Annotated in this window: 20 protein-coding genes; 12 read left to right on the top strand and 8 right to left on the bottom strand. The window is 69.7% G+C overall.

Annotation, left to right across the window (positions count from 1 at the left end):
* Window positions 1–3 precede the first annotated feature (3 nt).
* Genes HCX50_RS00220 through HCX50_RS00210 form a run of 3 tightly spaced genes read left to right on the top strand, consistent with a single transcriptional unit; the run spans window position 4 to window position 2,916 of the window.
* Entirely contained in the window at window positions 4–1,209 is a 1,206-nt protein-coding gene (locus HCX50_RS00220) for an acyl-CoA dehydrogenase family protein (protein ID WP_167632602.1), read from the top strand.
* Window positions 1,206–2,111, top strand: a complete 906-nt coding sequence (mmsB, locus tag HCX50_RS00215; protein WP_167632601.1) for a 3-hydroxyisobutyrate dehydrogenase — start codon at window positions 1,206–1,208, stop codon at window positions 2,109–2,111. The genes HCX50_RS00220 and mmsB overlap by 4 nt, the downstream gene beginning before the upstream one ends.
* 28 nt (window positions 2,112–2,139) lie before the next feature.
* Entirely contained in the window at window positions 2,140–2,916 is a 777-nt protein-coding gene (locus HCX50_RS00210) for an enoyl-CoA hydratase-related protein (protein WP_167632600.1), read from the top strand.
* Between the two features lie 36 nt (window positions 2,917–2,952).
* Here HCX50_RS00210 and HCX50_RS00205 read toward each other — a convergent pair whose 3' ends face one another.
* From HCX50_RS00205 to HCX50_RS00195, 3 genes are read right to left on the bottom strand one after another with little or no spacing between them, the layout of a single operon-like run.
* A complete protein-coding gene (locus HCX50_RS00205) occupies window positions 2,953–3,396 on the bottom strand; it encodes a YdeI/OmpD-associated family protein (RefSeq protein ID WP_091031436.1) in 444 nt (147 codons plus the stop codon).
* Window positions 3,393–3,863: an SRPBCC family protein gene (locus HCX50_RS00200; RefSeq protein WP_036304261.1), complete on the bottom strand. Its 471-nt coding sequence runs from the start codon at window positions 3,861–3,863 to the stop codon at window positions 3,393–3,395. The genes HCX50_RS00205 and HCX50_RS00200 overlap by 4 nt, the downstream gene beginning before the upstream one ends.
* A gap of 1 nt (window position 3,864) precedes the next feature.
* On the bottom strand, window positions 3,865–4,401 hold the full coding sequence (locus tag HCX50_RS00195; protein WP_091031433.1) for a MarR family winged helix-turn-helix transcriptional regulator: 537 nt from the start codon (window positions 4,399–4,401) through the stop codon (window positions 3,865–3,867).
* 140 nt (window positions 4,402–4,541) lie between these two features.
* Between HCX50_RS00195 and HCX50_RS00190 the strand changes: the two genes are divergently transcribed.
* From HCX50_RS00190 to HCX50_RS00175, 4 genes are read left to right on the top strand one after another with little or no spacing between them, the layout of a single operon-like run.
* Complete coding sequence (locus HCX50_RS00190) at window positions 4,542–5,318, top strand: electron transfer flavoprotein subunit beta/FixA family protein (protein ID WP_167632599.1); 777 nt, start codon at window positions 4,542–4,544, stop codon at window positions 5,316–5,318.
* A 1-nt stretch (window position 5,319) separates the two neighbouring features.
* Window positions 5,320–6,291, top strand: coding sequence for an electron transfer flavoprotein subunit alpha/FixB family protein (locus HCX50_RS00185; RefSeq protein WP_167632598.1), 972 nt, complete (start codon window positions 5,320–5,322; stop codon window positions 6,289–6,291).
* Between the two features lie 2 nt (window positions 6,292–6,293).
* A complete protein-coding gene (locus HCX50_RS00180) occupies window positions 6,294–7,994 on the top strand; it encodes a cytochrome b/b6 domain-containing protein (protein ID WP_167632597.1) in 1,701 nt (566 codons plus the stop codon).
* Window position 7,995: 1 nt separating this feature from the next.
* Entirely contained in the window at window positions 7,996–8,490 is a 495-nt protein-coding gene (locus tag HCX50_RS00175) for an ASCH domain-containing protein (protein WP_167632596.1), read from the top strand.
* Here the strand turns inward: HCX50_RS00175 and HCX50_RS00170 are convergent.
* Window positions 8,465–8,899: a hypothetical protein gene (locus tag HCX50_RS00170; protein ID WP_167632595.1), complete on the bottom strand. Its 435-nt coding sequence runs from the start codon at window positions 8,897–8,899 to the stop codon at window positions 8,465–8,467. The two genes, HCX50_RS00175 and HCX50_RS00170, sit on opposite strands and share 26 nt — an antisense overlap.
* Window positions 8,900–9,029: 130 nt before the next feature.
* Between HCX50_RS00170 and HCX50_RS00165 the strand changes: the two genes are divergently transcribed.
* Window positions 9,030–10,181: an acetyl-CoA C-acetyltransferase gene (locus tag HCX50_RS00165; RefSeq protein ID WP_167632594.1), complete on the top strand. Its 1,152-nt coding sequence runs from the start codon at window positions 9,030–9,032 to the stop codon at window positions 10,179–10,181.
* Window positions 10,182–10,253: 72 nt separating this feature from the next.
* Here HCX50_RS00165 and HCX50_RS00160 read toward each other — a convergent pair whose 3' ends face one another.
* On the bottom strand, window positions 10,254–10,763 hold the full coding sequence (locus HCX50_RS00160; protein WP_091032251.1) for a GNAT family N-acetyltransferase: 510 nt from the start codon (window positions 10,761–10,763) through the stop codon (window positions 10,254–10,256).
* 131 nt (window positions 10,764–10,894) lie between these two features.
* On the opposite strand from HCX50_RS00160, the gene HCX50_RS00155 reads away from it, so the two are divergent.
* Complete coding sequence (locus HCX50_RS00155; protein ID WP_029262119.1) at window positions 10,895–11,455, top strand: acyl-CoA thioesterase; 561 nt, start codon at window positions 10,895–10,897, stop codon at window positions 11,453–11,455.
* Between the two features lie 43 nt (window positions 11,456–11,498).
* On the top strand, window positions 11,499–12,899 hold the full coding sequence (locus tag HCX50_RS00150) for a hypothetical protein (protein ID WP_167632593.1): 1,401 nt from the start codon (window positions 11,499–11,501) through the stop codon (window positions 12,897–12,899).
* Here HCX50_RS00150 and HCX50_RS00145 read toward each other — a convergent pair.
* From HCX50_RS00145 to HCX50_RS00135, 3 genes are read right to left on the bottom strand one after another with little or no spacing between them, the layout of a single operon-like run.
* Window positions 12,854–13,453 carry a hypothetical protein gene (locus tag HCX50_RS00145; RefSeq protein WP_167632592.1) on the bottom strand — a complete coding sequence of 200 codons (600 nt, stop codon included), beginning with the start codon at window positions 13,451–13,453 and terminating at the stop codon, window positions 12,854–12,856. The genes HCX50_RS00150 and HCX50_RS00145 overlap by 46 nt on opposite strands.
* The gene (locus HCX50_RS00140; protein WP_167632591.1) at window positions 13,450–14,010 is read right to left on the bottom strand and encodes a DUF4352 domain-containing protein; all 561 of its coding nucleotides are present in this window, start codon (window positions 14,008–14,010) and stop codon (window positions 13,450–13,452) included. Before HCX50_RS00140 ends, HCX50_RS00145 begins: the two co-directional genes overlap by 4 nt.
* Window positions 14,007–14,711 (bottom strand): DUF4352 domain-containing protein, encoded by a 705-nt coding sequence (locus HCX50_RS00135; RefSeq protein WP_167632590.1) that lies wholly within the window; start codon window positions 14,709–14,711, stop codon window positions 14,007–14,009. Before HCX50_RS00135 ends, HCX50_RS00140 begins: the two co-directional genes overlap by 4 nt.
* A 187-nt stretch (window positions 14,712–14,898) precedes the next feature.
* On the opposite strand from HCX50_RS00135, the gene HCX50_RS00130 reads away from it, so the two are divergent.
* On the top strand, window positions 14,899–16,452 hold the full coding sequence (locus tag HCX50_RS00130) for a Re/Si-specific NAD(P)(+) transhydrogenase subunit alpha (RefSeq protein WP_167632589.1): 1,554 nt from the start codon (window positions 14,899–14,901) through the stop codon (window positions 16,450–16,452).
* Window positions 16,449–17,846 carry a Re/Si-specific NAD(P)(+) transhydrogenase subunit beta gene (gene pntB / locus HCX50_RS00125; RefSeq protein ID WP_167632588.1) on the top strand — a complete coding sequence of 466 codons (1,398 nt, stop codon included), beginning with the start codon at window positions 16,449–16,451 and terminating at the stop codon, window positions 17,844–17,846. The genes HCX50_RS00130 and pntB overlap by 4 nt, the downstream gene beginning before the upstream one ends.
* The last annotated feature ends 6 nt before the right edge of the window (window positions 17,847–17,852 follow it).

The raw sequence follows: 17,852 nt of genomic DNA, 5'->3' as shown, positions 1-17,852 counted from the left end.
ATGATGACCATGACCACCGTCACCACCACCGCTGAGGAGCGCGAGGCGATCCTCAGCGCCGTCCGCGAGTTCGCCGAGGCCGAGCTCGCCCCCTTCGCCGCCGAGCGCGACGAGAAGCACATCTTCCCGCGCGAGTCGCTGAACCGCGGCGGAGAGCTGGGGCTCGGCGGCATCTATGTGCGCGAGGACTTCGGCGGCGCCGGCCTCAGCCGCAGCGACACCGTCGCGATCTTCGAGGAACTCGCCAAGGGCGACCCGGCGGTCGCCGCGTACATCTCGATCCACAACATGGTCGTGTGGATGATCGACACCTACGGCGACGACACGCAGCGCGAGACGTGGCTGCCGCCGCTCACCGCGATGCAGGAGTTCGGCGGCTACTGCCTCACCGAGCCCGGCGTCGGTTCCGATGCCGCCAACGTCGCCACCAGTGCGGTCCGCGAGGGCGACGACTATGTGCTCACCGGGATGAAGCAGTTCATCTCCGGTGCCGGCGAGGCTGCCGTGTACGTCGTGATGGCCCGCACGGGGGAGCCCGGCGCCCGGGGCATCAGCGCATTCCTGGTTCCCGGCGACGCCGAGGGCCTAAGCTTCGGTCCGCTCGAGAAGAAGATGGGCTGGCACGCGCAGCCGACGCGTCAGGTGATCTTCGACGGCCTCCGCGTTCCGGCATCCGCGATGCTCGGCGACGAGGGGCGCGGCTTCGCGATCGCGATGTCGGCGCTCAACGGCGGACGCCTCAACATCGCCGCCTGCTCGCTCGGCGGCGCGGAGTGGGCCCTCGACAAAGCGGTGCGGTACGTGCACGAGCGAGTCGCGTTCGGCGAGCCGCTCGCCGAGAAGCAGTCGATCCTGTTCGCGATCGCCGACATGCGCACCGAACTGCACGCCGCCCGGCTGATGGTGCGCGACGGTGCCCAGGCCGTCGACGAGCACGCACCAGACGCCACCATGCGCTGCGCGATGGCCAAGCGCTTCGCCACAGACGCCGGCTTCGACGTCGCCAACCGGGCGCTGCAGCTGCACGGCGGATACGGATACCTGCAGGACTACGGGATCGAGCGAGTCGTCCGCGACCTGCGGGTGCACCAGATCCTGGAGGGGACGAACGAGATCATGCGACTGATCGTCGGACGCGAGATGCTGCGACCCGCGGGCTCGAGCTCCCTCCAGCGCAGCGGCGGAGACCAGATGCGGAGCGCATCATGACCGTGTCGTCTTCGAAAGCGGTCGTCGCTTTTCTCGGCCTGGGGCACATGGGCCTGCCGATGGCGAAGAACCTCGTCGCCGCCGGCCATGAGGTGCACGGCTTCGATCTCGTCCCCGCGGCCATCGAGGCGGCGCAGGCGGCCGGCATCCCCGTGGCGGCGAGCGGGGCGGATGCCGTGGCCGACGCCGATGTCGTCATCACGATGTTCCCCGCGGGGAAGCACGTGATCGAGGCGTATCGCACGGAGCTGCTCGCGGCGGCGCGACCGGACACGCTGTTCATCGAGTCGTCGACCATCGCGGTCGACGAGGCCCGCGCGGCTCACGCGCTCGCGCTCGCCGCGGGACACCGCAACGTCGACGCCCCGGTCTCGGGCGGAGTCGTCGGGGCCGAGAACGGCACACTCGCGTTCATGGTCGGCGGGGCGGAGGAGGACTATGCGGCAGCGCTCCCGCTGCTCGAGATCATGGGCAAACGCATCGTGCACTGCGGTGGTCCGGGCCTCGGCCAGGCGGCGAAGGTCTGCAACAACATGGTGCTCGCGGTCTCGCAGATCGCCGTCGCCGAGGCCTTCGTGCTGGGGGAGCGGCTCGGGCTCGAGCACCAGGCGCTGTTCGACGTCGTCTCGCAGGCATCCGGACAGTGCTGGTCGATCACGACCAACTGCCCTGTTCCCGGGCCTGTGCCGACGAGCCCGGCCAACCGCGACTATCAGCCGGGCTTCGCGGGAGCGCTGATGGCCAAGGACCTCGGCCTCGCGCTGCAGGCCATCGAGCAGACCTCGACGGATGCCCGCATGGGCCGGCTCGCGCAGGAGCTGTATGCCGCCTTCGCCGCGGGGGATGGCGCGGGGCGGGACTTCTCCGGCATCATCACCGACATCCGCGACGGCGTCGTGTGATGATCGGTACTTCGACGGAGAGGGCGATATGACCGAGTACGAGACGATCCTGGTCGAGCAGCGCGGACGAGTCGGGTGGATCACCCTGAACCGTCCCGAGGCGCTGAACGCATTGAACAGCCGGCTTGCGGAGGAGGTCACCGCCGCGGCCGTCGCCTTCGACGGTGACGACGGTGTCGGCGCCATCGTGTTGACGGGCTCCGAGAAGGCCTTCGCCGCCGGTGCTGACATCAAGGAGATGGAGGGCATGTCCGCCGCGGAGATGCTCGAGACCGACCACTTCGGCGTCTGGCATGAGTTCGCCGCCGTGCGCACCCCCGTGATCGCGGCTGTCTCCGGGTTCGCCCTCGGCGGCGGATGCGAGCTGGCGATGATGTGCGACATCATCTTGGCTGCGGACAACGCGAAGTTCGGCCAGCCCGAGATCAACCTCGGCGTCATCCCCGGCATGGGCGGTACGCAGCGCCTGATCCGCGCGGTCGGCTACTACAAGGCGGCCGAACTGGTGCTCTCTGGGCGCTTCATGGGCGCGGAAGAAGCAGAACGTGCCGGGCTCGTGTCCCGCGTCGTGCCGGCATCCGATCTCCTCGCCGAGGCGACGAAGCTGTCCGACACGATCGCCTCGAAGTCGCTGCCTTCGGTGTACGCCGCGAAGGCCGCGCTGGATGCCGCGATGGAGACGACCCTGGCCGAAGGCCTCGCACACGAGAAGCAGGCGTTCGCCACGCTTTTCGACACCGCTGATCAGAAGGAGGGCATGTCGGCCTTCCGGGAGAAGCGGTCGCCCGATTTCCAGAACCGCTGATCCGCTGACCTGATGAGCGCGGGACTCGAGGGGCGGTCAGTCGCGGAGGGTGTCGACGATCTTCGTGATGCGGCGCTCGCGCGTCGCGTCCTGCTTCGCTTCGGTGACGGAGCGCGCGTGCTCCTTGCGGACGGAGTAGGACAGGGCGTCGAAAGCGGCGCGCACCCCGGGGTCGGCATCCAGAGCAGTGGCGAGCTCGGGCGGAACGTCGACCGTGCGCTCGGCCGAATCCACGCGGATCACGGCATCGACCTCCTGCCCGATCTCGAGTCCGAGGTCGGCGCGCACGGCTTTGCTGAAGCCGATCATGTTCTCGCTGCCCATGCGGGCCACGCGAAGCCGCGCCGTGCGTCCGCCGATGGTGACGGCGACGGGGAAGGCCTTGCCGGCACCGAGCGACGCGACCTGCTCGTCCGTGAGCAGGATCGCCGCAGCGGGGCCGCGGCCGGTGAGGACGGTGTGCAGCCGCAGTTCGCTCATGCCGAAAGAGTACGCCCGGGAGCCTCGAATTCGGCGGCCAGGATCGCGTTGCGCTCCACGATCAGTCGGCGCATGTACGCGCGCAGGAACATCGCATCGACAACGCGGCCGAGCGGGCCGAACGGCGAGCGGAACGTGACGGTGTCGTGCATGAGCGTGCCGGCCGGATGCTCCTCGAACCGGTGCTCGTGCAGGAAATCCCGGAAGGGGCCGGCGATCTGGCGGTCCGAGAACCCGCGCGGGGGATCGACGTCGAACACGATCGACCGCAGGCGGAAGGGGATGCCGAAGTGGCGCGCCCGCCACGTCGCCGTCGAGCCCTCGGTGAAGACCCCGCTTGACGGTGCTTCGATCATCGTCTCGCCGTACCGGGCCATGCTCTTCACGTGGAGCCCGGGGTCGAGCGAGGCGGCGAACACCTCGGCCGGCGGGGCCGCGACGACCGTCTCGAGCGCGAACCGCGCCATGTCAGAGGGCGTCGGGCTGTGGACGCGGATCGGCGAAGTCTCCGGCGTCCTTGCGCAGGCGGGCGACGATCGCGACGAGCTCGGCCGCGTCGTCGCGGCTCATGCCGGGGTCGGCGAAGACCTCGGAGTTCAGCGCCTGGGTGGCCCGTTCGACCAGCTCTCGACCGGCATCCGTGAGTGCGAGGAGTGCGGCGCGTCCGTCGTGCGGATGCGGCTCCCTGGCGATGAGCCCGTCGCGGACCAGGCGTTCCGCCGTGCTGGTCACCGTGGTCGGATGCACCTGGAGGCGGGCGACCACGCTCGACAGGGGGAGGCGGCCGGCGCGGCTGAACGCCAGCAGGCGCAGCACCTCGAACCGGGCGAAGCTGAGCGCGAACGGCTTCAGCGCCGCATCGACCCGGGCGAGCAACAGCTGCTGAGCGCGCATGACCGACGTGACCAGCGCCATGCCGTCGGCGGCATCCGTCCATCCGTGGGCGACCCACTGCCGCTTGGCTTCGGCGAGCGGATCGATGGGGAGCGGACGGGGTCGGACCATTTCTCCACGGTACTGGCGGGAGGGCATCGGGCGGCGACGGCGCGCGATGCATCCGATGTCGCCAGCCGTGACTCCCAGTCGCAGGGGGTTTGGAACTCAGTATCGCCGTCTAGAATTGCAGCAGTCGTGAGGAGCATTCGATGAAGATCTTCGTCCTGGTCAAAGAGGTGCCGGACACCTATGGCGATCGCAAGCTGAATCTCGAGACCGGACTCGCCGATCGGGCGGCCGGTGATGTCGTCCTCGACGAGATCACCGAGCGGGCTCTCGAGGTCGCGCTCAGCTACGCCGACAAGAACGACGGCACGGAGGTCGTCGCGCTGTCGATGGCTCCCGGCGGCTCGACCGCCTCGGTGCGCCGCGCGCTCGCGATCGGCGCCGCGTCGGCCGTGCACATCGCCGACGAGCAGCTCGCCGGCGCCGACCTCGGTCTCACCGCCGAAGTGCTCGCCGCTGCCATCCGCCGCGGTGCGCCCGATCTCGTGATCACGGGAAACCTGTCGACCGACGGCTCCGGAGGCGTCATCCCGGCGATGCTCGCCGAGCACCTCGGATTCGCTCAGGCCACCGCGCTCAGCTCGCTGGAGATCACCGCCGAGGGCGTCTCCGGCACCCGCGCCGCCGACGCCGGTGGGCAGCCGGTCTCGGCCCCGCTGCCCGCGGTGATCTCGATCACCGAGGCGCTCCCCGATGCACGCTTCCCCAACTTCAAGGGCATCATGGCGGCGAAGAAGAAGCCCCTCGAGGTGCTCTCGCTCGCCGACCTCGACGTCTCGGCAGATCCGTCCGCCGCTCCGCGGACGATCATGACCGCCGTGTCCGAGAAGCCCCCGCGCGCCGCCGGCGTGAAGATCACCGATGAAGGCGACGCGGCCGACAAGCTCGTCGAGTACCTCGTGCAGAACAGGCTGGTGTGAGATGACTTCGTCCGAGAACCCGATCCTCGTCCTCATCGACGTCGACCCGTCCGGCTACGTCGCGAGCAGCACAGCGGCGCTCATCGGTGCGGCCTCGACGATCGGCTCGCCCGTGGCGCTCATCGTCGGTGGCAGCCCGGCCGCGGTGGATCAGGCCGCTGCAGCAGGAGCATCCGTCGTGCTGACCTCCGACGGCGACCCGTCCGTGCTCACCGTGCCGATCGTGGACGCCCTGCAGGCCGCGGCCGCACAGGTGCGCCCCGATGCCGTGCTGATCTCGAACTCGATCTCCGGCCGCGATGTCGCCGGACGCTTCGCGGCGCGCACGAAGAGCGCTCTGTCGGTGGATGCCGTGGGCGTCTCCCGGGACGAGGAGGGGGTCGTCGCCCACCATTCCGTCTACGGCGGCGCCTACCTGGTCGACTCGGCTGCCACCTTCGGCGCTCCGGTGATCACGGTGCGTCAGGGCGCGGTGGACGCGCGCGCCGAAGCCGTGCCGTCGCACTCGGTCGAGGTGCTCGACGTCACCCCGTCCGGTGCGGTCGCCGCGACGGCCGGTCCGGTCGAGGCGGTCGAGGTCGCCTCCTCCCGCCCCGAGCTGCGCGGAGCCACCCGAGTCGTCTCCGGTGGACGCGGTCTCGCGTCGAAGGAGAAGTTCGTGCTCGTCGAAGAGCTCGCCGATGCGCTCGGCGCTGCTGTCGGTGCCTCCCGGGCCGCCGTCGATGCGGGCTACATCCCGCAGTCGCACCAGGTCGGTCAGACCGGAGTCTCGGTGTCTCCGCAGCTGTATGTCGCGCTCGGCATATCCGGGGCGATCCAGCACCGCGCGGGCATGCAGACCTCCAAGAACATCGTCGCGATCAACAAGGATCCGGAGGCGCCGATCTTCGACGTCGCCGACTTCGGCATCGTCGGCGACGTGTTCGCGGTGGTCCCGAAGGTGATCGCCGCCCTCGAGGCGCGGAAGAAGTAGTCATGGTGACGCGGATGCTGCGACGCGGTCTGCCGCGCGTGCCGGGCGGGGAGCCGTGGCCGCCCGCCGCTGCGGTGGTGCCCGATTCGGTGGCGCCGGATGATGCATCGTCGGATGCGGCGGCGGACTCGTCGGTCGCACCGGTCGCGGATGCCGTCGTCGAACCGGTCGCCGCGACGGTGACGACCGATGCGGTCTCCGAGGCGGAGACGGCAGGTGCCCCTGTCGCAGCTGCTTCTCCGGTTGTCGACGCCGCGGGGAGCGGTGGATCGCATATCCGCCGCGGGCTGCCGCGCGTGCCCGGCGGCGAGCCGTGGCCTCCAACCGATGGGGCTCCCGCGACCGCAACGGGCACGGCTGCCCCGCAGGTGGCGCCCGTCGTCCCCGCGCCGGCCGCGACCAGCGCCGCGGCGACGACCACCGCGACTTCTGCTGCCGGCGCCGAACCTGCTGCTGCTGCTGCGCCCAGCCCGCAGGGGACTCCGGTTGCAGGCATGGAGGCGGTTTCCGCCAGCCACGTCCGTCGCGGTCTGCCGCGTGTCGTCGGCGGAGATCCGTGGCCGCCCGCAGACACCGTGCCAACCCTATCCGGCGTCGCGGCGGCTGCCGCCGCACCCGTTGTGGACGAAGGCGCGGATGCCGCCACGCTCGTCGAGCCTGTCGCCGCCCCGGAACCCGCCGCCCCGGCCGCCGGTTCCGCCCTGGTCGTCCCGGTCCTCGCCGACCTCGACACCCCGCTGCCGTGGACGCGTACGGTGTGGAACGGTCGCGCGCCGCGGCACGTCACCGAGGCACCGGCGACGGGTCGCCCGCGTCCGACCTGGCCGCAGGCGATCGCGGTCCTGTTCGGCGCCGCGGCACTCGGGGTGCTGGCGGGCGCCGCCATCGCCTTCGTGCGCGCGCTCCTGAGCTTCCCGTTCATGCAGGACTTCCTCGCGGCGTTCCCGGGCGAGTATGAGCCCGCGATCGCGGTCGAGCCCGGTTTCGCGCCGTGGGTCAACTGGGCGCACTTCTTCAACATGTTCCTGATCGTGCTGATCATCCGCTCGGGGCTGCAGGTGCGCACCGAGAAGCGGCCGACGGTGTTCTGGACGCCTCGCGGAAACGCGAAGGGCAAGATCAGCCTGAACCTCTGGTTCCATCAGTCGCTCGACATCCTGTGGCTTCTGAACGGCGTGATCTTCGTGGTGCTGCTGTTCGTCACCGGGCACTGGGTGCGCATCGTGCCGACGAGCTGGGAGGTCTTCCCGAACGCGCTGTCGGCGGCCCTGCAGTACGTCTCGTTCGACTGGCCGCACGAGAAGGGCTGGAACAACTACAACAGCCTGCAGCAGCTCGCGTACTTCGTGACCGTGTTCGTCGCCGCGCCGCTGGCCGCGATCACCGGGTTCCGCATGTCGGGGCTGTGGCCGAAGCGGGCAGAGAAGCTGTCGAAGGCGTACCCGGTGGAGTGGGCGCGCGCGCTGCACTTCCCGATCATGCTGTACTTCGTGGCGTTCATCATCGCCCACGTCGCGCTGGTGATGCTCACCGGATTCCTGCGCAACCTGAACCACATGTTCGCGTCGCAGGATGCGGTCACCTGGACCGGGTTCTGGGTCTTCATCCTCTCGCTCGTGGTGATCGCGCTCGCCTGGGTGGCCGCCCGCCCGCTGGTGCTCGCGCCGATCGCGAAGGTCTTCGGCAAGGTTTCGGGGCGCTGACATGGTGGACCAGACCACACGTATCCAGGACTACTGGCGCGACGCGCGAAGTGCGATGCCGGAGCTGCCGGAGAAACTGCCCGAGGCCTGGGCTTTCGGCGCCACTCCGGAGCACGCCGATGAGCTTCTGGCGCTGGTGCTCGCCGAGATCAAGGTGGGTACCGCCTCGTCGCTGTGGGACTACGACGAGAGCGGAGACCCGCTGCCGGTCGTCGGCGAACTGAGCATCATCCTCGACGGATCGGGCGCGCCGCGGGCCGTGATCGAGACCACCGCGATCGACATCGTGCCCTTCGACGAGGTCGACGAGGCGCACGCATACGCCGAGGGAGAAGACGATCGCACCCTCGCACAGTGGCGTGAGGTGCATGAGCGGTACTGGCGTCAGCACTCCGAGAACCCGCGCGGCTACGCGCCGGACATGCCGGTGATCTGCGAGCGCTTCCGCCTGCTGCTCCCGGCGGGCCCGACTACATCTCCCGGGCCCGGAAGCTGATCTCGTCAGTCTGCGAGCCGCCGTCATGGATCAGGGTCAGGAGCAGCTTCGTCTCCCAGGCGGCCGCCACGTAGTATCCGGTCACGCCGGCCGCCACGGTCGCGGAGCTCTGCGGCGGGATGGTGATGGTGCCGGTGAGCGGGCCGCTGAGCGAGTCGAGCGTCGGCGTCACCTCGATCGACCAGGTCAGCGTCAGCGGGGTCGTCCCGTTGTTCGCGATCAGCGCCCCCGGCCAGGTGAACGTCGCGCCGTCGACACTCGCCGGTGCCATCTCGACGGCGAACTCCGCCCGGCGCGATGCGGCGGCGAGCGGAGTGGCCACCGCCACCGCGACCACCGGTACGGACCATGCGGCGGCGCGTATCAGCGCCCGCCGGGTGACTTCGGTCGACGTGCTCGACTGCCCCATGAAACTCCCCATTCTCCATCTACGACTTTTGGCCATAGATCCCAAGACTTAAGGCTAGTCGATGACTTGTCCGTGCGATGATCGGCTCACGTATCGAGACGGCGGCGGCGCACCCCACGAAAGGAAGAACATGGCAGAGGCATTTATCGTCGACGCGGTGCGCTCGCCCGTCGGCAGACGCGGCGGCTCGCTTTCCGGCATCCATCCGGCCGACCTCGGAGCGCACAGTCTCACCGCACTCGTCGAGCGCACGGGCATCGATCCCGGCGCCGTCGACGACGTCGTCTTCGGGGCGATCGACGCGATCGGCGGGCAGGCGGGAAACGTGGCCCGCACCGCTCTGCTCGTCGCCGGCTTTCCCGAGCACGTGCCCGGAGTCACGATCGACCGACAGTGCGGGTCGAGCCAGCAGGCCGTGCACTTCGCCGCGCAGGCCGTGATGAGCGGCACGAGCGATCTGGTCATCGCGGGCGGACTGCAGAACATGTCGCAGATCCCGCTCACGGCGGCGGCGACGGTGGGGGAGGCGTACGGCTTCACGACCCCGTACGCGGAATCACCCGGTTGGCGTGCGCGCTACGGCGACCAGGAGATCTCGCAGTTCCGCGGTGCCGAGCTGATCGCCGAGAAGTGGGACATCACCCGCGAGGCAATGGAGCAGTTCGCCCTGGAGAGCCACCGGCGTGCGGCACACGCACAGGACGAGGGGCGCTTCACGAACGAGATCGCGCCGCTGAACGGTCTGGATCACGACGAGGGTGTGCGCCGCGACACGTCGCTCGAGCGGATGGCCGGGCTGCAGCCGCTCGCTCCGAACGGCAGGATCACGGCGGCGGTCGCCTCGCAGATCAGCGACGCGTCCAGTGCTGTGCTGATCGCGGGCGCACGTGCGGTGAAGGAGCACGGGCTCGCCCCGCGCGCCCGCATCCATCATCTCTCCGTGCGCGGCGACGACCCCGTGCTCATGCTCACCGCGCCCATCCCCGCGACGCGGCACGCTCTGGAGCGCACGGGCCTGCGCCCGGAGGACATCGACCTGTTCGAGGTGAACGAGGCCTTCGCCTCGGTCGTGCTCGCCTGGATGCAGGAGACCGGGGTGCCGCACGAGAAGGTCAACGTCAACGGCGGCGGGATCGCGCTCGGACACCCGATCGGTGCCACCGGCACACGCATCCTCTCGACGCTGCTCAATGAGCTGGAGCGTACGGGTGGGCGCTACGGCCTGCAGGCCATGTGCGAGGGCGGCGGCGTCGCGAACGTGACGATCATCGAGCGCCTCTGACCCGATCCGCCCGCCCCACGAGAACGGGCCGCCTCCCCGAAGGGAAGCGGCCCGTCTCCGGCGAAGACTGGATCAGGGACGGACGAAGCGGACCTCGGTCAGCGTCTCACCGAGGAACGGCTCGGTGTGCGTCGCGCCGTCGAGGGCGAAGCCGTTGCGCGTGTAGAAGCGGTGCGCGCGGGGGTTGTCCTCGGCGACCCACAGGTACAGGGGCTCGTCGGTCTCGACCGCGGCGTCGAACAGCTTCTGGCCGATGCCGGTGCCGTGCAGCGCATCGAGCAGGTAGATGAAGTACAGCTCGCGGAACGCCGGAGCATCCTTGTCGCGGGCGGGGCCGGAGCCGACGAAACCGACGATCTCACCGTCGACGAGCGCGGCGTTCATCTTGAACTCGGGACCCTGCGAGGCCCAGTGCGTCCACAGCTCGGCCATGCGCCGGGGCGAGACCTTCTCGAGCGCAGCCTTGCTGATCAGGTGGTCGTAGGTCTCGTGCCAGCACTGGGCATGCACGCGACCGAGGGCTTCCGCATCCACATCACGGACCGGACGGACGATGACTTCAGACTGGGCTTCGGCGCTCATGATCGTGACTCTACGCGCGGCGTCCGCGAAGGAGAAATCGAGTGGATGTTCGATGACGCGCGACGTGCCGGCCTGGAGGGTTCGTACAACGTTGTTCGCGAATCGTGCACTCCTGGCTACGATCAATCCTCGTGAACGTGATCTGGCGGACCCTCCTGGTGATCCTCGGCGCCCGACGCCGCGTGCGGCGGGGGAAGACCCTCGACCCGACGGCGGTGGGCAGCATCACCATCACCACTCTGCCGACCGACCTCGACATCCTGCGGCACATGAACAACGGTCGCTACCTGTCGCTGTTCGACCTCGGACGCTGGGACCAGCTCATCCGCACCGGGCTGTTCGATGCCATGAAGGCTCAGGGGTGGTACGCGGTCGTCTCCAGTGAGACGATCACGTTCCGCAAGTCGCTGCAGCTGTGGCAGCGGTTCGAGGTGCAGTCGCGATTCATCGGGCACGACGAGAAGGCGCTGTTCCTCGAGCACCGCGCCGTGGTCGACGGCGAGGTCTACGCCCGGGCGATCGTGCGCGCGCGCATGCTGCGTCGCACCGGCGGCACGGTCAGCAACGAAGAGCTGTTCGCCGCGGTCGGCAAGCCCGAGGGCGTGCCGGAGATCGACGCGTGGGTGCACGACTGGGCCGCGGCATCCGCCCTCCCGCCCGTGCGGGTGAAGGCGCCGAGCATCTGGGGCTGACCCGGTCGGCAGCGCTGGCCGGCGGCAACGATATATTGACCGTGTGCTGGCGATCCTGAAGACCACCGGGCGCGTGCTGTGGCGACACTGGCCCGCGCTCATGGCGTGGTATCTCGCGGGCGTCCTGGTGCACTACGTGATCACCGAGGTCGCCGGATTCATCGGCGCGTACTCCGCCACCCTCGGGTTCCTCGTCCTTCCGATCGGGATCCTCGCGCGGTTGATCAGCCTGGTCGCGATGTTCCTGGTGCTGCGTGACGGGCTGCGCAACCTGCAGGAGGTCGCGCCGCTGCCCGAAGCCGCTGCGGACCGCCGCCGCACCTTCCTCTCGGCGCTGCTCGCCGGCATCCTCCCCTTCTTCGCGGTCTACTGGGCGCAGGGGCTGCTGGGCGAAGACGTGCGGGCTTACTCGCTGCGCGCTCTCGAGGTGCGCAACGGCGTCATCTGGACGGCGGCTGCCAACGGCGAAGGTCCGGTGAGCTCGGTCGACACCGTGCTGAACCTGCCGATCAACGTGTGGACCATCTCGATCATCGTGCTCGCGTTCGCCGGCCGCTGGGCGTGGTCGAAGTGGTCGGCGAAGCTCGCGAAGTGGCTGTCGCCGGTCGCGGTCTACTTCGAGGTCGTCTGGGTCTTCTTCTCGGTGATGGTGCTCGGCGACATCTTCGACACGATCAAGGCGTGGGTCGACAGCCGCGCAGCCATGGCCTTCTTCGAGACGGTCAGAGAGCAGATCCTGGATGCCGTCGCCCCGCTGCGCTGGCTCTGGGAGGGGATCGGCTGGCTGCTCTCCGAGGCGGGCCCGGTGCTGCTCGCTCCGCTCGCGTGGCTGACCATCGCCGGTGTGGTGTTCGGCCAGGCGATCGTCGCCGAGAAGCTGCGTGTGGAGAGCGAGCTGATCGCCCGCGTGCGCGAACACGCGGCCGTGATCCCGAACCCGCTCGTGCGCCGGCTCAAGGATCTCGGCGAAGAGCTCGGTGCCCGCTTCCGCCCGATCGGACGAGCGCTGCTGCTCATGTGGCGCGCAGGTCCCCTCCTCGTCGGCTCCTACGCGCTGCTCTACGTGATCGTGAAGGCGCTCGAGTCGTACCTCGGCTTCGGGATCACCCGCCTGGTCGGCCCGCAGGAGTTCGTGTTCTGGGCGATCGCCGCGCCGCTCGTCTCGCTCGTGCCGCTGCTGCTCATGGAGCCGGTGCGCATCGCGGTGATCAGCGGGGCGTACGACGCCACCCTCGCGCGGCTGCGCAAGCGGCAGCAGGACCGCACCGACACGGTGGGCGTCTCGGAGGCGGAGGGAGAGATGCGCGCCGTCGCCGATGCCGCCGGACTCCTGCCCTCGTCGGTGGATGCCGTCGCCGCCGCGATGGTCACCGCGCCCACCAGGGACAGCGTCGAAGGTCAGGGCTCGAACTCGAACCTCACGAAGGACCCGCCGGCGTCGTAGGGGCGCACGTCGACCCAGAAGGGGCCCTCGACATCTTCCGGCACCACGAACGGCACGATCAGCTCGTACGAGCCGGTCTGCGAACCGAGGCAGAGCTCCGGTTCCTCCGCGCTCGAGTCCAGGCCGATCTCCGCACGCACCGGACTCCATTCGCGTCCCGTTGACTGCTCCACGAGCGTCGGCGTCTCGCACGCGACCCCCTCGGTGCCCGTGTCGACGGGCACCCCGACGGCGATCAGGCGCGTGTCGTCGGGGACGTCGAGGCCTGACAGATCCTCGATCTCCCCACCGCGCACCGGCCCCCAGGTTGCGCCGGCGAGATCGGTCGTCTCGTCCTCGGCGACCACCACAGGTGTGACCGCGCGGGCCCCGAATCCGAAGAACTGATACCACTCCTGCCATCCGACCGCGATGGCGGTCGCCGGCAGCAGCACGACGAGTGCGACCAGAGCCAGAGTGTTGCGACGCCACCAGGAGGGCGGCTTCGCCGGGGCAGCGGCGGCCTCCGCGTCTTCCCGAGGCGCGGGCGGTACCGGAGGGAGGGGGATGGTCATCGGGCCCAGCCGTTCTCGTCCAGGAGCACCTCGGCCTCGACGGGCAGCGCGGCGAGGTCGATCGACAGCTCGATCACGGTGTCGCGCAGCACCTCTCCGAGGCCGGACCCCGGCATGCCCAGTCGGAGCGTCGCGCGGTCGCCGGTCACGTCGTCGGGGAGCTCGAACGCGAGGCTCCCGGAGCGCGGGACGCCGGTGACCAGGCGCTGATCGACGAAGGAGGTGCCGCGATCCGTCGCGCTGAACGTGCGGTCGCCGATCGTGAGTTCCGCGAGCCGTGAGCCGCTCTGATCCTGCGTCATCCCGGTGGCGGCCTCGAGATCGACGACGAGCCAGGTGCCGTCGGCCGACCAGCCCTTCGCATCCGTGACCCGGTCCGCGAGGTGCACGTCGGTCACGGTCGCGACGAGGTTGCGCGTCGAGGCCTCTTCGCCGATCTGCGCGACCGTGGAGAACGAGGCGTTCGGGGCGTCGTCGGGAAGCGTCGCCTTCGAGACACCCCAGGCGCAGACGAGCAACGCGACGGTGGCGACCCAGATCAGGATGTGCTTCTTCACGGGAGCGGCACCTCGTCGATGGTCGTCGTCAGCGTCGCTCCGACGCGGACGTCCACCCAGTAGTCGCCGCGCATCACGCTCTGCCCGACGTAGTGGTCCGACTCGGGGAGGGTGAGAGTGATCTCGTCGCCGTCGAGGAAGTCGTCCGGCCCGACGGTCCAGGTGAGCAGCATGCGGGCGGGGACGTCAGGCTGCAACCGGGGCGCGCGCTCGCCGTCGTCGGTACGGAAGACGTCGCCCTTTTCGTCGAGACCCTCGATGCGGATGCCGTCGAGGACCGGGGATTGCGGGGGGTTCGCCGTCGACGGTCGCGGCTTGTCGAACGTGTTGGTGACGTCGACCGTGACGACCAGGATTCGCTCGCCCTTCTCCTCGTCCGGGAAGACCAGGGTCTGGCCACTCTCCGCGCTCAGCTCGTCGCGCAGCTCGACCCCGAGCACGGTCATCTCCAGATCGGAGCCCGCGAAGGTCTCGCCGACCTCGACGACCGGGGTGGGATCGACGGCCGCGGCCTCGAGTCCGCCGAAGACGGCGGTGGTCGCGAGCAGCACGGCGCCGGCGCCGGTGATGAGCCAGGACGTCGGGATCAGGTCGATGCTGCGCCGTGCCCAGCCGAGGACCTTCGCCCGCGCGCTCGCATTCGCCGCGGTGACGGCCGGATCCTGCCCCTGGGCGGGGCTCTCCGGCGGCGTCGTGGTCACGGCAACAGCTTAGGACCGCGCGCGCGGCTGATCGCTCCTCCGCTTTCCGCAAGAACGACACTTCTTTCCGTGTCATGCGGGCGAAGGAGGGGCGCATCCGGAGCCGCGCTCAGTACTCTGAGCGAAAGTCAGGGGCAGAGACGCCCCGGAGCGGCCCCGTCGATGCAGACGGGCGGAGGAGGATGCAGTGGCAGTCATCGGCATCGTGCGGGAGCCTGCGGGCGAAGCGCGGGTCTCGGCCACCCCGGCGACGATCGCGTCACTGAGGAAGCTGGGCCACACGGTCAGAGTGGAACGCGGAGCGGGCGCTGCAGCCTCATACCCCGACGCGGAGTATGAGGCGGCGGGGGCCGCACTCGTCGAGCGCGCCGAGGCGTGGGGCAGCGAGGTCGTCCTCGCCATCACCGCACCCGGCCCCGACGAGATCGCCCTGCTGGCCGACGGCGCGACCCTCATCGCGCTGCTCTCGCCCGCCCTGCGCCCCGACCTGGTGGAGTCTCTCGCGCAGCGGGGAATCACGGCCGTCGCGCTCGACGCCGTACCCCGCATCTCGCGCGCGCAGTCGATGGACGTGCTCAGCTCGATGGCGAACATCGCCGGATATCGGGCCGTCGTCGAGGCCGCCCACGAGTTCGGTCGCTTCTTCACGGGACAGGTGACCGCCGCAGGCAAGGTGCCGCCGGCGAAGGTGCTGGTCGCCGGGGCCGGCGTCGCCGGGCTCGCGGCCATCGGTGCCGCGTCGAGCCTCGGTGCGATCGTGCGCGCCACCGATCCGCGCCCCGAGGTCGCCGACCAGGTCACCTCGATCGGCGGCACGTATCTGCCGGTCGACGTCGCGGTCGCCGCCTCCACCGACGGGTACGCGAAGGCGACGAGTGCGGACTACGACCGGCGAGCAGCCGAGATCTACACCGAGCAGGCCGCCGACGTCGACATCATCATCACGACGGCGCTGATTCCCGGTCGCGCGGCGCCTCGCCTCATCACGGCATCCGACGTCGCGCAGATGAAGCCGGGCAGCGTGATCGTCGACATGGCTGCGGGTCAGGGTGGCAACGTCGAGGGCTCGGTCGCGGGCGAGCGGACCGTCACCGACAACGGGGTGATCATCCTGGGCTACACCGACCTGGCGTCGCGCCTGGCCGCCCAGGCCTCGCAGCTCTACGGTACGAACCTCGCCAACCTCGTCGCCCTGCTGACCCCCGCCAAAGACGGCCGGCTGGTGATCGACTTCGACGACGTGGTGCAGCGCTCGGTCACGGTCGTGCGCGACGGCGAGGTCACCTGGCCGCCGCCCGCCGTGCAGGTCGCGGCCGCCCCCGTGGCAAAGGCCGCCACGACGCCGGTCGAGGTCGCGCCGCCGAAGAAGATGTCCACCGCGCGCAAGGTCACGCTGATCGTGGTCGGCATCGCGGCGCTGTTCGCCGTGAACGCGTTCGCCCCCGCTCCGCTCCCGCAGCACTTCACGGTGCTGGTGCTGTCGGTCGTGATCGGCTTCTACGTGATCGGCAAGGTGCACCACGCGCTGCACACCCCGCTGATGTCGGTGACCAATGCGATCTCGGGCGTGATCGTGGTCGGGGCGATGCTGCAGATCACCTCGCCGCTGCCGGTCGTGCAGGTGCTCGCCGCGATCGCGGTGCTGCTGGCGTCGATCAACATCTTCGGAGGGTTCGCGGTCACCCGTCGGATGCTCGCGATGTTCACACTCGGGAACTCGGCGAAGGGCGGCCAGAAGTGACCGTCGACGCGCTCGCCGGGGCGGCCTACATCGTCGCCGCCCTGCTGTTCATCCTCAGCCTCGCCGGCCTCAGCCGTCACGAGTCCGCCCGCGCCGGCGTGGTCTACGGCATCGCCGGCATGACGATCGCGCTGGTCGCGACCGTCGCCCTCACCGTCGCTGACGCCTGGAGCACCGGGGCCTTCCTCGGCCTCGGGCTGCTCGTCGCCGCGGTACTCATCGGCGCGGCCATCGGCCTGTGGCGCGCACGGGTCGTGGAGATGACCGGGATGCCCGAGCTCATCGCGCTCCTGCACAGCTTCGTCGGACTCGCGGCCGTGCTCGTGGGCTGGAACGGCTACCTCGCGCATCCGGAGATCGCCCCCGAGCTGTTCGGCATCCACAACGCCGAGGTGTTCATCGGCGTCTTCATCGGCGGGGTGACCTTCACCGGATCGATCGTCGCCTACCTCAAGCTGTCGGCGAAGATGTCGTCGAAGCCGCTCATGCTCCCGGGCAAGAACGGGCTGAACATCGGGGCGCTCGTCGCGTTCGTCGCCCTCACCGTGTGGTTCGTGAACGACCAGCAGCTGTGGCTCCTGATCGCGGTCACCGTGCTCGCGTTCGCCCTGGGCTGGCACCTCGTCGCCTCGATCGGCGGCGGAGACATGCCGGTCGTCGTCTCGATGCTCAACAGCTACTCCGGATGGGCGGCGGCCGCGGCCGGCTTCCTGCTCAACAACGACCTGCTGATCGTCACGGGTGCGCTGGTCGGATCGTCGGGTGCCTACCTCTCCTATGTCATGTGCAAGGCCATGAACCGCTCGTTCCTCTCCGTGATCGCCGGCGGCTTCGGGATCGCGGCACCGACCGCCGACGACGCCGAGTACGGCGAGCACCGCGAGATCACCGCCGAGAGTGCGGCCGAGATGCTCGCCGCGGCGAGCAGTGTCGTGATCACGCCCGGCTACGGTATGGCGGTCGCGCAGGCGCAGTACCCGGTGGCCGACCTGGTCCGTCGGCTCCGCGAGCGGGGAGTCGCCGTGCGGTTCGGCATCCATCCGGTCGCGGGTCGCCTTCCCGGCCACATGAACGTGCTGCTGGCCGAGGCCAAGGTGCCGTACGACATCGTCCTCAGCATGGACGAGATCAACGACGACCTCGCCTCGACCTCGGTGGTGCTCGTGATCGGCGCGAACGACACCGTGAACCCCGCGGCCGCGGAAGACCCGTCGAGTCCCATTGCCGGGATGCCCGTGCTGAAGGTGTGGGAGGCCGAGAACGTCATCGTGTTCAAGCGCTCGATGGCCGCCGGTTACGCGGGCGTGCAGAACCCGCTGTTCTTCCGCGACAACGCGCAGATGCTGTTCGGCGACGCGAAGCAGCGGGTGGAGGACATCATCGCCGCGCTGTGAGCTGTC

This window comes from Microbacterium sp. B19(2022), assembly GCF_012030385.1.
In the GTDB taxonomy this organism is placed as follows: domain Bacteria; phylum Actinomycetota; class Actinomycetes; order Actinomycetales; family Microbacteriaceae; genus Microbacterium; species Microbacterium oxydans_B.
This window is presented reverse-complemented; position numbering and strand designations above follow the sequence as displayed.